Annotated in this window: 12 protein-coding genes; 9 read left to right on the top strand and 3 right to left on the bottom strand. The window is 43.3% G+C overall.

Annotation, left to right across the window (positions count from 1 at the left end):
- Positions 1-55: 55 nt before the first annotated feature.
- The 3 genes from AC13CS_RS04995 to AC13CS_RS05005 are packed head-to-tail and all read right to left on the bottom strand — an operon-like array spanning position 56 to position 3,537.
- Positions 56-1,597: an acyl-CoA carboxylase subunit beta gene (locus tag AC13CS_RS04995; protein ID WP_293168151.1), complete on the bottom strand. Its 1,542-nt coding sequence runs from the start codon at positions 1,595-1,597 to the stop codon at positions 56-58.
- 5 nt (positions 1,598-1,602) lie between these two features.
- Complete coding sequence (accC, locus tag AC13CS_RS05000; protein WP_293168153.1) at positions 1,603-3,045, bottom strand: acetyl-CoA carboxylase biotin carboxylase subunit; 1,443 nt, start codon at positions 3,043-3,045, stop codon at positions 1,603-1,605.
- A gap of 6 nt (positions 3,046-3,051) precedes the next feature.
- A complete protein-coding gene (locus AC13CS_RS05005) occupies positions 3,052-3,537 on the bottom strand; it encodes a biotin/lipoyl-containing protein (RefSeq protein WP_482888589.1) in 486 nt (161 codons plus the stop codon).
- A gap of 352 nt (positions 3,538-3,889) precedes the next feature.
- Here AC13CS_RS05005 and udk point away from each other — a divergent pair, with 352 nt between their 5' ends.
- The 9 genes from udk (at position 3,890) to lepB (ending at position 13,269) form a co-directional block, all read left to right on the top strand.
- Positions 3,890-4,498, top strand: coding sequence for a uridine kinase (gene udk / locus AC13CS_RS05010; protein WP_293168157.1), 609 nt, complete (start codon positions 3,890-3,892; stop codon positions 4,496-4,498).
- 1 nt (position 4,499) lies between these two features.
- Entirely contained in the window at positions 4,500-4,832 is a 333-nt protein-coding gene (locus AC13CS_RS05015; protein ID WP_293168159.1) for a septum formation initiator family protein, read from the top strand.
- Positions 4,825-6,210, top strand: a complete 1,386-nt coding sequence (locus tag AC13CS_RS05020) for a methylmalonyl-CoA mutase subunit beta (RefSeq protein ID WP_293168161.1) — start codon at positions 4,825-4,827, stop codon at positions 6,208-6,210. The genes AC13CS_RS05015 and AC13CS_RS05020 overlap by 8 nt, the downstream gene beginning before the upstream one ends.
- Positions 6,203-8,311 (top strand): methylmalonyl-CoA mutase, encoded by a 2,109-nt coding sequence (gene scpA / locus AC13CS_RS05025; RefSeq protein WP_293168163.1) that lies wholly within the window; start codon positions 6,203-6,205, stop codon positions 8,309-8,311. The genes AC13CS_RS05020 and scpA overlap by 8 nt, the downstream gene beginning before the upstream one ends.
- A 134-nt stretch (positions 8,312-8,445) precedes the next feature.
- Positions 8,446-9,219 (top strand): ParA family protein, encoded by a 774-nt coding sequence (locus AC13CS_RS05030; RefSeq protein WP_163625762.1) that lies wholly within the window; start codon positions 8,446-8,448, stop codon positions 9,217-9,219.
- Positions 9,220-10,125 (top strand): ParB/RepB/Spo0J family partition protein, encoded by a 906-nt coding sequence (locus AC13CS_RS05035; protein WP_293168166.1) that lies wholly within the window; start codon positions 9,220-9,222, stop codon positions 10,123-10,125.
- The gene (locus AC13CS_RS05040) at positions 10,118-10,774 is read left to right on the top strand and encodes a DUF5683 domain-containing protein (protein WP_293168168.1); all 657 of its coding nucleotides are present in this window, start codon (positions 10,118-10,120) and stop codon (positions 10,772-10,774) included. The genes AC13CS_RS05035 and AC13CS_RS05040 overlap by 8 nt, the downstream gene beginning before the upstream one ends.
- 3 nt (positions 10,775-10,777) lie before the next feature.
- Entirely contained in the window at positions 10,778-11,479 is a 702-nt protein-coding gene (gene dapB / locus AC13CS_RS05045) for a 4-hydroxy-tetrahydrodipicolinate reductase (protein WP_293168170.1), read from the top strand.
- A 50-nt stretch (positions 11,480-11,529) separates the two neighbouring features.
- Positions 11,530-13,269 (top strand): signal peptidase I, encoded by a 1,740-nt coding sequence (gene lepB, locus AC13CS_RS05050; RefSeq protein ID WP_293168172.1) that lies wholly within the window; start codon positions 11,530-11,532, stop codon positions 13,267-13,269.
- Positions 13,270-13,282 lie beyond the last annotated feature (13 nt).

The following is a 13,282-nucleotide window of genomic DNA, read 5'->3' on the forward strand; positions in this document are numbered from 1 at the left end:
CTTTTTGTGCAATTCGTGTCAAGCCTTTGACCTTTAACCCTTCACCTTTCCAACCTTACAACGGAATATTCCCATGCTTCTTCCAAGGGGTTTGCACGGCTTTTTTCTCCAACATGGCAAAAGTCTTCAATAATTTGCTTCGGGTATCTTTGGGCAGAATTACCTCATCGATAAAACCGCGTTTAGCTGCTCGGTAGGGATTGGCAAACTTATCGGCATACTCGGTTTCTTTCTCTTTTAATTTGGCATCGGGGTCATCGGCGGCGGCAATCTCCTTTCTAAAAATAATTTCACTGGCACCCTTCGCTCCCATCACTGCAATTTCGGCCGTTGGCCAAGCAAAGTTAAAATCGGCACCAATGTGCTTGGAATTCATTACATCGTAAGCACCGCCATAGGCTTTACGGGTAATTACGGTAACTCGTGGCACGGTCGCTTCACTCAGGGCATAGAGTAATTTTGCCCCGTGCATAATAATGCCGCTCCACTCTTGGTCAGTTCCCGGCAAAAATCCAGGAACATCAACCAACACCAACAATGGAATATTAAACGAATCACAAAAACGGGTAAAACGCGCTGCTTTTGTGGAGCTGTTCACATCCAAAACCCCAGCCAAAAACATAGGTTGATTGGCAATAATCCCAATACTTCTTCCCCCTAATCTAGCAAAACCTGTAATAATGTTTTCCGCATAATCCTTGTGGATTTCATAAAACGAATCGGCATCAATGATTCCTCCTATAACATCATGCATATCGTAGGGCTTGTTGGGATTGTCGGGCACAATACCAGACAGTTCATCCCTCGTTTCATCACCAAGCTCATAAGGTAATAATGGTGTGGTTTCCTTATTGTTTTGAGGTAGATAGTCCAACAAGTTTCGAATATCATCCAAACAAGTGGCATCATTGGCAGAAGTTTTATGGGCAACCCCAGATTTTACAGCATGGGTACTTGCACCTCCCAACTCTTCCGAAGTAACTGTTTCGTTGGTCACGGTTTTCACCACATTGGGTCCAGTAACGAACATATAGCTGGTTTCCTCCACCATAATAATGAAATCCGTCATCGCAGGCGAATACACCGCTCCTCCGGCACAAGGGCCCATAATGGCAGAAATCTGTGGAATTACCCCTGATGCTTGCACGTTGCGGTAAAAAATATCGGCATATCCCCCTAATGACCTCACTCCTTCCTGAATTCGGGCACCACCGGAATCGTTGAGACCGATTACGGGCGCTCCCACTTTCATGGCCAAATCCATCACCTTACATATTTTTTCGGCATGGGTTTCGGAAAGCGCTCCTCCGAAAACGGTGAAATCCTGGGCATATACATATACCAATCTTCCGTTTACGGTTCCATAGCCCGTTACTACCCCATCACCATAGTACATTTCCTTGTCCATACCAAAATCGGTGGTGCGGTGGGTCACCAAAATGCCCATTTCTTCAAAAGAGCCTTCATCCAAAAAGTAAAGTACCCTTTCGCGAGCCGTCAACTTTTTCTTTTGATGTTGTTTTTCGATACGTTTTTCGCCTCCACCCAAATGGGCTTGTGCTATTTTTTCTTGTAGTGCTTTTATTTTGGGGTCCATAGGATTCAATTTGAAGGTAATCGTACTATTTTCTTGTCTTCCAGAAATTGATAAAGGGCTATCATGGCGGCGACCTCTGCTCCGTTGGCCGTTTGCTGCTTGATTTTTTCCGGAGAATAATAATTCTTCACAAAATGGGTGTCAAAATCACCTGACCGGAACGCTTCATGTGCAAACACAAAACTTCCGAAAGGCAGGGTGGTCTGCACCCCTTTCACTTTATACTTTTGAATGGCATCGAGCATCAACTCTATGGCCTCCTCGCGGGTTTTACCATAGGTAATGAGCTTGGACAGCATGGGGTCGTAGTAAATGGGGATATCCATTCCTTCCTTAAAACCATTGTCCACCCTAATCCCTTCACCAACGGGCAATTGATATGCTTCGAGATTTCCCACACTGGGCAAGAAATCGTTCAATGGGTCTTCGGCATACACGCGAAGTTCCACCGCATGACCATTGATTTTTAAGTCTTCCTGTTTCATTGGGAGTTCTTCACCACGAGCTACTTTTATTTGCAATTCCACCAAGTCCACCCCCGTGATCAATTCGGTAACGGGGTGTTCCACTTGCAGGCGCGTATTCATCTCCAAAAAGTAGAAATTAAGGTCGGCATCCATCAAAAACTCGACGGTACCTGCTCCAACATAATCACAAGATTTGGCCACTTTGCACGCTGCAACGCCCATTTCTTCACGCAATTCTGGGGTTAAAATGGCAGAAGGTGCCTCTTCCACCACTTTTTGGTGGCGACGTTGCACACTGCATTCCCTTTCAAAAAAATGGAGGACATTACCGTGCATATCGGCCATGACCTGTACTTCGATGTGCCTTGGCGATTTCACATATTTCTCCACAAAAACGGAACCATCGCCAAAGGCGGAAGTGGCCTCGCTAATGGCTCTTTTCATACCCGATTCAAGGTCTTCCTCCTTTTCCACGATCCGCATTCCTTTACCCCCGCCACCGGCAGAGGCTTTTATCAATATCGGGTAACCTACCTCATTGGCAATCTCCTGGGCCTTGGCCACGTCGGAAATCGCTTCGTCAATTCCGGGCACCATGGGAATATCGTAGGCTTTCACAGCTTCTTTGGCCGCCAACTTGCTGCCCATGATCCGAATGGCCTTGGATTTTGGCCCTATAAAAGTGATGCCGCTTTTTTCTACCGCTTCGGCAAAATCAGCATTTTCACTTAAAAAGCCATAGCCTGGATGAATTCCATCAACATGAAGCTTTTTGGCCACCTCAATAATTTTGTCCCCTCGCAAATACGATTGGTTGGAAGGTGCTTCGCCAATACAAACGGCTTCGTCAGCAAATTGTACGTGGGGGGCATTCCTGTCCACTTCAGAAAACACGGCAACAGTCTTTATGCCCATCTTTTTTACGGTTTTCATAACCCTTACCGCAATTTCGCCGCGATTGGCTATCAATATTTTTTTCATGATGTTTTATTGAAATTCAATCAACAATTGTTTCTTGTCAACGGCATCACCTTTCGATACTCCTATTTTTTTGATAACGCCGTTTCTCGGAGAGGTAATAATGTTTTCCATTTTCATGGCTTCCAGAATCAATAGTTGGCCTTCTTCTTCAACTTCCTGACCTTCTTCCACCAAAATATCCAAAATTAATCCTGGCATAGGTGCGGATATGGAATCTATATTTTTACTGCCATTGGTAGCAAAGCCCATTTTTTGGATAAGTTCATCCAAAGGGGTTTGGATTAAGGTTTGGTATTCCCTTCCGTTAACACTTATGGTGTAGGTTCCATTATTAAAGTTGGAATCCAAAATTTTTATATGGTACGATCCTCCATCTTTTAAAAGATGAAAGGCATCATCACCGGTTTTGATCAAATCCAACGAAGAAATAGTGTCCTTGGAAAGTTTAAAGTCAAAGTCATCGCCAACCTTGACCGTATAAGTATCATTCATATATAAAATTTCCATTGGTTAGCTTGATAAATATAAGGGTAATGCATTAAAATCACACAAAGCTAAACGCTTAAACCAGTAAGAATTATGACATTGATCATTCATTTTTTGATAGATGATTGCTAATTATGCTGTATCCTAGTAAACTGCCTCGGGGCAAGCCTGTCTGCCGACAAAGGCAGGCTCACGAGGCACCTGCCTGGCCGGTAGGCAGGTTGATAGGAAAAACACATTTTGATTTCGGGGCAAGCCTCGGAGCAACATGCCTAACGGCAGTCAGGTTTAAATCTCGATTATCGAGTTAAGCGGTAGATATAATCATTTGTTTATTTTTGATGACAAATTTTGAACTATGTTGATTCTTGGGATTGCTGGTGGCACAGGGTGCGGAAAAACAACGGTAGTAAACCAAATTGTGGAGCAATTGCCCGAAAACGAGGTAGGTGTGATTTCGCAGGATTCCTACTACAACGACCTTTCCCATATGAGCCGGGATGAGAGGGCCAAAATTAATTTTGACCACCCTAATTCCATTGATTTTGAGCTATTGATTAAGCATATTGAACAATTAAGGGCAGGTAAAACAGTGGACACTCCTATTTATTCCTTTGTAGAGGAAACCCGAATGAAGGAAACCGTGCCTACGCCACCGCGAAAAGTGATGATTGTGGAAGGGATTTTGGTGTTGAGTAATCCCAAATTAAGGGATATGTTCGATATAAAAATATTTGTTCATGCAGATTCGGACGAGCGTTTGATTCGAAGGTTGCAGCGGGACACGCAGGAACGGGGCCATGATTTAAACAAGGTACTCACTCGATATCAGACCGCGGTAAAACCAATGCACCTTCAATTTATAGAACCCTCGAAGGAGTTTGCGGACATCATTATACCCAACAATCGTTACAATACGGTTGCCGTGGATGTTGTAAGGACCATCATCAACAATAATCTTACGTAACATGGGCCTAAAAGAGTTGAGGAAAAAGAAATGGTTCAAGATTATGACCAACACCTATATTTTGGTCCTGACCATTTTTGTGATTTGGATGGCTTTTTTTGATACCAATTCCCTAATGATTCATTTGGAACTGGAAAACGAAATAGATAAGTTGGAAAAGGAGAAGGAGTTTCTAAAAAATGAAATCGCCAAGGATAAGGAGATTTTGGAGAAAATGTCGGATAAGAAAGAGTTGGAAAAACTTGCCCGTGAAAAATATTACATGAAAAAGGAGAACGAGGAAATATTCCTGATTGAATATGAAGATAGCCTAAAGAACAAACAAGATGAGTAACACTGGCCTATTTAACGAATTTCCCGAGGTTTCCGCCAAACAGTGGAAACAAAAAATCCAGATGGACCTCAAAGGTGCCGATTACAACGAAACCTTGGTTTGGGAATCTTTGGAGGGCATCAATGTTAAACCTTTTTACCATCAAGAAGACCTAAAGAACATTCCAACTTATTCCTTGCCCAAAGACCACGATTGGTCTGTAGCGCAATCCATTTATGTAGGAGATACCGAAAAAGCCAATGCAAAGGCTCAAGAAATACTCGAAAAAGGTGCGGAAAGCATAGTTTTCACTATTCCCAGTGAGAAAATTGACTTCGAAACCTTGGTTTCGGGCATCAATCTAGAGACAGTGCAGCTTTACTTCAATTTTGAGTTTTTGGCCCTGGAACCTGTCAAAAAATTAGTTTCACTTCTAAAAGACAAAAAAGCAAAGGCCCATTTGAACATCGACATCATTGGGCATTTGGCCAAAGATGGCAACTGGTACCATAATTTGAAAAAGGACCACGAGATATTGACCGAATTGGTTTCATTGGGCACTTCGGACATATCAATTACTGGAGTTGACCTGTCCCTGTACCAAAATGCAGGTGCCAACATGGTGCAGCAATTGGCCTACGGTTTGGCCCACGCCAACGAATATCTGAATCATCTTGTTCCTTCGAGCGGAGTCGAGAAGTCACTCCCAATTACCTTTAAAGTTGCCGTTGGCAGCAACTATTTCTTTGAAATAGCCAAGGTTAAAGCGTTGCGATGGCTTTGGAACAGCTTGGCCTCCGAATACGGCATTCAAGGTGAGTGCAACATTTTGGCCATACCCTCCAAGCGCAACAAAACCTTGTACGATTACAACGTGAATATGCTCCGTACTACATCAGAGTCCATGTCGGCAGTTTTGGGCGGAGCGGATACCGTTTGTAATTTGGCCTATGATGCCATTTACCATAAAGACAACGAGTTTGGAGAACGCATTGCACGTAACCAGCTATTACTTTTAAAAGAAGAATCCTATCTGGCCAGAGCTTCACAAATTTCTGAAGGCACCTATTATATTGAATCACTTACCAATCAACTGGCAGAAAAGGCCTTGGTCCTTTTTAAACAGATTGAAAAGGCCGGCGGTTTTTTGGATAGTTTGAAAAAAGGCATGGTTCAGCGTAAAATAAAGGAAAGTGCGGACAAAGAGCAACAGCTTTTTAATGAAGGCAAGATCGTTTCTCTTGGCACCAACAAATACCAAAATCCGCAGGACCGCATGAAGGACGAATTGGAACTCTACCCCTTTGTGAAAACCAAGGCACGAAAAACCATTATTGAGCCTATTATTGAAAAAAGATTGGCCGAAGCATCCGAACAAAAAAGATTGAACAATGAGTAGAAAAGACCTTCAACATATAGAATTAAGTTCAGAGTTCGGAGTTCAGAGTTCAGAGTTGGAGAATACCCATAACCCAAAACCCATAACTCATAACTATGGCCATACCAACTTTGCTGCGGGCATATCTCCATTTTTACGGGGGCCCTACTCCACCATGTACGTTAGCAGGCCTTGGACCATACGTCAATACGCAGGGTTTTCAACTGCCGAGGAAAGCAATGCGTTTTACCGAAGAAATTTAGAGGCGGGCCAAAAAGGACTCTCCGTAGCCTTTGATCTCCCCACACACCGGGGTTACGACTCGGACAACGACCGCGTAGTCGGGGATGTGGGCAAGGCTGGAGTCGCCATAGATTCCGTTGAGGACATGAAAATCCTGTTCAATGGTATTCCTTTGGACAAAATGTCCGTTTCCATGACCATGAACGGTGCCGTAATCCCAATCATGGCCTTTTACATTGTAGCAGGATTGGAGCAAGGTGTGTCCATGGAACAACTTTCCGGAACCATCCAAAACGATATTTTAAAGGAATTTATGGTTCGGAACACCTACATTTATCCTCCTACCCCTTCCATGCAGATCGTGGCGGATATTTTTGAGTTTACCAGTAAACATATGCCGCGCTTTAACAGCATCAGTATTTCTGGATACCATATGCACGAAGCAGGAGCCCCTGCATCCATGGAATTGGCCTATACTTTGGCCGATGGCATTGAGTACATCCGAACTGGAATAAAAGCAGGGCTTAAAATTGATGAGTTCGCTCCAAGACTTTCCTTTTTCTGGGGTATTGGGATGAATCACTTCGCTGAAATTGCAAAAATGAGGGCCGGACGCATGCTATGGGCCAAGTTGGTACAACAATTCAACCCTTCAAATCCAAAATCGTTGATGCTCCGTACCCACAGCCAAACCAGCGGATGGAGCTTGACGGAACAAGACCCTTTCAACAATGTGGCCAGAACTACCATTGAAGCCATGGCAGCAGTTTTTGGCGGTACCCAGAGCTTACATACAAATGCATTGGACGAGGCCATTGCATTGCCAACGGACTTCTCCGCCCGTATTGCAAGAAACACACAAATCTATCTACAGCAAGAAACCCATATTACCAAAACGGTAGATCCTTGGGCAGGTAGCCACAAGGTGGAACAATTGACCCACGAAATTGCCGAAAAAGCTTGGGAATTGATTCAAGAGGTGGAAAAGTTGGGCGGGATGACGAAGGCCATTGAAAAAGGCATCCCAAAAATGCGCATTGAAGAAGCCGCAGCTAAAAAGCAGGCCCGTATTGATAGTGGACAGGACATTATTGTTGGTGTGAACAAATACCGATTAGAGAACGAGGACGACCTTCAAATTTTGGAGGTGGACAACGCCAAGGTACGCAAGCAACAAATGGCCCGCTTGGACCAAATACGAAGCAGCAGGGATTCCAAAGCTGTGGAAAAGTCACTTGATGAAATACGTGTTGCTTCCAAAAAAGCCATGGAAAATGATTCTGACCGTGGAAATTTGTTAGCTTTAGCAGTAGAAGCGGCCAAAAAGCGTGCTACCCTTGGTGAAATCAGTGATGCCATGGAAAGTGCCTTTGGACGCTATAGAGCAAAAATTCAATCTTTCACCGGAGTGTATTCCAAAGAAATTAAAAACGACGAAAGTTTTGAAAAGGCCCGTAAATTGGCAGACAAGTTTGCTGAGCAAGAAGGCCGCAGACCTCGTATTATGGTTGCCAAAATGGGTCAGGATGGACACGACCGTGGCGCCAAAGTGGTTGCCACGGGTTATGCCGACCTGGGCTTTGATGTGGATATTGGGCCTTTGTTCCAAACACCGGCCGAAGTCGCAAAGCAAGCTGTGGAAAACGATGTGCATGTTTTGGGCATTTCCTCACTTGCCGGAGGACACAAAACCCTAGTTCCCGAAGTGGTTCAAGAACTAAAAAAGTATGGTCGGGAAGATATTATGGTCATTGTTGGGGGCGTAATTCCAAAGCAAGATTATGACCATCTGCTAAAAAATGGTGCCATAGCGGTTTTTGGACCAGGCACAAAAATTGCGGATGCTGCTACAGAAATACTGAATATTTTACTGGACTGACCTCCCTAACAATCACGTAAATAAAACTTTAACTTTCTTTAACGTGGAATGCAGGGGTTATTCACCCCCTGTTAACAAATTACATTTTATCGCATCCTAAATAATCGTATTTTTAGCACCTAACTTACTATGAAATGGGCAAGATTATTGCAATTGCAAACCAAAAGGGCGGTGTAGGTAAAACTACCACCACGGTAAACCTTGCAGCCTCCTTAGGTGTATTGGAAAAAAAGGTGTTATTGATTGACGCCGACCCCCAGGCCAATGCAACATCGGGTTTGGGTGTTGATGTTGACTCTATTGAAAAAGGCACATATCAACTTTTGGAACACACCATGAGTGTGGAAGAAGTGACGATTTCCACCGATTCCCCTAATGTGGATTTGGTACCAGCGCACATCGACCTTGTTGCCATCGAGATTGAATTGGTGGATAAGGACAACAGAGAGTACATGATGAAAGAAGCCCTTAAAAATTTGGGCGACAAGTATGATTTTGTACTGATAGATTGTGCTCCTTCCTTGGGACTGCTCACCCTGAACGCGCTTACAGCAGCCGATTCTGTAATGATACCCATACAATGTGAATATTTTGCCCTGGAAGGTCTTGGCAAATTGTTGAACACTGTAAAAAGTGTACAAAAGATACATAACAACGATTTGGACATTGAAGGAATGTTATTGACCATGTACGATTCTAGGTTACGACTTTCCAACCAAGTGGTTGAAGAAGTGAAAAAACACTTCGCAGATATGGTTTTTGACACCATCATCCAGAGAAACGTTAGGCTAAGCGAAGCACCAAGTTATGGCGAGAGCATCATAAAATATGATGCAAGCAGCAAAGGTGCTTCCAATTATCTTAACTTAGCCAACGAAATTTTGAAGAAAAACAAGGAGAAAGTTTAGATGGCGAAAGCAACAAAAAAACAGGCACTGGGAAGAGGCCTGTCCGCTCTATTGAATGATCCAGAGAATGATATTAAGTCAGTTTCGGATAAAAATGCGGACAAGGTTATAGGCAATGTAGTGGAACTGGATATCAATTCCATTGAAGTCAACCCTTTTCAGCCACGTTCCAATTTTAACGACGAAAACCTTGAGGAATTGGCCAGTTCCATTCGTGAATTGGGCATTATACAACCAATAACGGTCAGGAAACTCGATTTCAATAAATTCCAATTGGTTTCCGGTGAACGTAGATTTCGTGCCTCCAAATTGGTCGGATTGGAGACCATTCCAGCCTATATTCGAATTGCCAATGATCAGGAATCCTTGGAAATGGCCTTGGTGGAGAACATCCAAAGGCAAGACCTCGACCCCATCGAAATTGCCCTCTCTTATCAAAGACTTATCGATGAAATCGAGATCACTCAGGAAAAATTGAGCGACCGTGTTGGAAAAAAACGTTCCACCATCACCAATTATTTGCGCCTGTTAAAATTAGACCCCATCATCCAAACAGGAATGCGCGATGGATTCATCAGCATGGGTCACGGTAGGGCCCTTATCAACATTGATAAAAAGAAGGACCAAATCGCCATTTATGAAAAGGTGGTTTCCGATGGTCTCTCCGTTAGAGCTACCGAACAATTGGTGAAAGACCACAAAGAACCTAAAAGTTCAGGCTCCGAAAAGAAAAAGAGCAGCTCAGATGTTCCCGACTTTGTTTCAAACAGCTTGGATTCCATCAAAGAACGATTAGCGACCAAAGTGGATATTACCACATCCAAAAACGGAAAAGGAAAAATTGTGATACCCTTTCATTCAGAAGAAGACTTTAAGCGTATCAAAAAATTGTTGACAGGTGAATAAAAACCTCCTTTTATTGTTCTTTGCCTTTTTGTTGTTTCACACAGGATTTTCTCAGGAAGAAGAGGAAAAAGAAAGCAAAAAACAGCCCCAACAAACCAAAGAGGTGGATTCTCTTTCACAAAATATGAAAGGGGAAGGCGTTACTTTTGAAGAGGTCACCAAAAAGGAGAACATTAATCCCCTTGCCCCTAGCAAGGCTGCTTTTTATTCGGCAATTCTCCCAGGTCTTGGACAAATTTACAACAAACGCTATTGGAAGGCCCCCATTGTTTGGGGCGCCATCGGAACAGGTATTTACGTGTACTCCTATAACAACACTGAATATCGTAGGGCAAGAAACGCTTTCAAGCGCAGGCTTGCAGGTTTTGAGGATGATGAGTTCTGGGATTTGAACGGAGATGGAAGCGGACCGGATCTAACTTCGGAAGCGCTCCAGGAAGCACAGGAAAACACACAAAGGGATAGGGATTTGGCCTTGGTCATAACCATTGCGCTCTATGCCTTGAACATTATAGATGCCAATGTGGACTCTCACTTAAAGCAATATAATGTAAGTGATGATCTGGCAGTTGACTTCAACCCTTATTTAGATATAAACCCTTTTACCAATCGGCCAAACTATGGTATGGCCATGGTGATAAAATTTTAATATATGAAGATCGGTCTGTTTGGATATGGCAAAATGGGAAAGATGATAGAGCAGATTGCTCAGGGCAGAGGCCATTCCATTGTAGCAAAAATTGACGACCCTTCGCAAGATGTAGATTATGCTTCCTTGGATGTTGCCATTGATTTTAGCACGCCCGAGGCTGCTTTTGACAATATTACCAACTGTTTTAAGAACAAGGTTCCCGTAATAAGCGGCACAACGGGTTGGTTGGACAGGTTTGAGGAGGCCATCAAAATTTGTGATGACAATAAAAGTGCTTTTATCTACGCCTCCAACTTTAGTTTGGGGGTCAATATTTTTTTTGAACTCAATAAACATCTTGCCAAAATAATGGCTGGATCGGGGCAATACAAGGTTTCCATGGAAGAAATCCATCACACCCAAAAATTGGATGCACCCAGTGGAACCGCCATTACCCTTGCCGAGGGAATCATTGAAAACACCCCCTACGAAAACTGGAAATTGGAACAATCGGGAGATAAAATCATCCCTATAAAATCCATCAGGGAAGGTATGGTTCCTGGAACGCACAGTATTTCTTATAAAAGTTCGGTGGACACTATTGAGATAAAACACGAAGCACACAACAGGGAAGGTTTTGCTCTGGGAGCAGTTATTGCATCGGAATGGATACACGGAAAAACAGGTGTTTTTTCCATGAAAGATGTGTTAAACCTAAGCTAAAAAACGTAACAAGAATTTAGACCCAGGGTCTAACAAAGAAACTTTTTTATATGGACGGTACACAATGGATTATTTTTATCCTGATCATTCAGGTTATCCATTTCTTGGGAACATGGAAACTCTACGTTAAGGCAGGCAGAAAACCATGGGAAGCCGCCATACCTATTTACAATGGCATTGTTTTGATGAAAATCATCAACAGACCATGGTGGTGGGTGCTGTTGTTGTTCATTCCCATCATTAATTTATTGATGTTCCCCGTAGTTTGGGTGGAAACCATCCGCAGTTTTGGAAAGAACTCGCTTGTAGATACTTGGCTGGTAATCCTTACCCTTGGTTTTTACATTTTTTACCTTAATTATGCGGAGGACGTACAGTACATTGAAGATCGTAGCCTAAAGCCAAAAACGGGATTGGGCGAATGGGTCAGCTCCATTGTATTTGCCATTGTGGCAGCAACCTTTGTCCACACCTATTTCATTCAACCTTATGTGATTCCGACAGGGTCTCTGGAGCGTACCTTGCGAGTGGGTGATTTCTTGTTTGTAAGCAAGTTCCATTATGGAGCAAGGGTTCCTATGACAACCTTGGCCGCCCCCATGGTGCATGATACACTTCCTGTTCTTAAAACAAGGTCATATTTGGCCGATGTGAATCCAGACACTTATAAAACTTCTTGGATAAACAAATTGCAACTCCCTTACATGCGGTTGCCCGGTTTTGAAAAAGTGGAGAAAAACGACATCGTTGTCTTTAGTTTGCCCGCTGATACGCTGTATCAATTCTTTAAGGCACAAAAGGCCGTTATAAAGCCTATCGACAAAAAATCAAACTACGTAAAACGATGCGTGGGAACCCCCGGGGATTCTCTCGAAGTTATCAATGGATATGTGTATATCAACGGTGAGCAGCTTCAACTTTCGGACAGGGCAAAACCCATGTATATGTATGACATTTATGCTAAAAATGGGGTATCCAGTAAATATTTGGAGGATGTTGATGCTTCCGACTACGTTCGTAAATATATTGCCACCAACATCAATGAATCCCAATATAATGGGTTGGCGCCATACATTTCCGGTGCAAGACCAACGGACGATGGCAAAATTGAGCTTTACACACAGGAAAATGGTATTCCAACCGATGTTATTCGTCAATTGCGGCTTTCGCTCACCGAGGAAAAACCCCGCTCCCGGATGGCCAACCTTACCAGTGAAATGGTTGATGCCCTTAGGAACAATCCTGCCATAGATTCAGTGGTACAAACCATCGACCCGAAAGGGCAATATGGCGGCGCATTTCCACAAAAACCCAACCTCTACCCTTGGAACAACGATAACTTTGGACCGATTTATATTCCTAAGAAAGGAACCACGGTGGAAATCAATTCGAGAACTATTCCGTTGTACAAAAAAATCATCCGCGATTATGAGCACAACGATGTAAAAGTAACAGGAAACAAAGTGCTCATCAACGGAGAAGAAGCCGATTCCTACACTTTTAAACAAGATTATTATTGGATGATGGGTGACAACCGTGACCACTCCGAAGATAGTAGGACTTGGGGCTACGTTCCTGCCGACCACATTGTGGGCAAGCCTGTTTTCCTTTGGATGAGTTTTGACAACTTTAGACAAGGAATCGCCAATTGGAGAGTTCGTTGGGACCGTGTATTTACTACCGTTGGCGGAAGCGGCGAACCTGTATCCTATTTCTGGTATTTCATCGGGCTTTTGGCAGCTTGGTTCATTTTTGATTTCTTCCGTAAGAAAAAGAAGAGCAAAGCATAGATAACCGTTAATT

It is taken from the genome of Flagellimonas sp. B-3, from assembly GCF_056857835.1.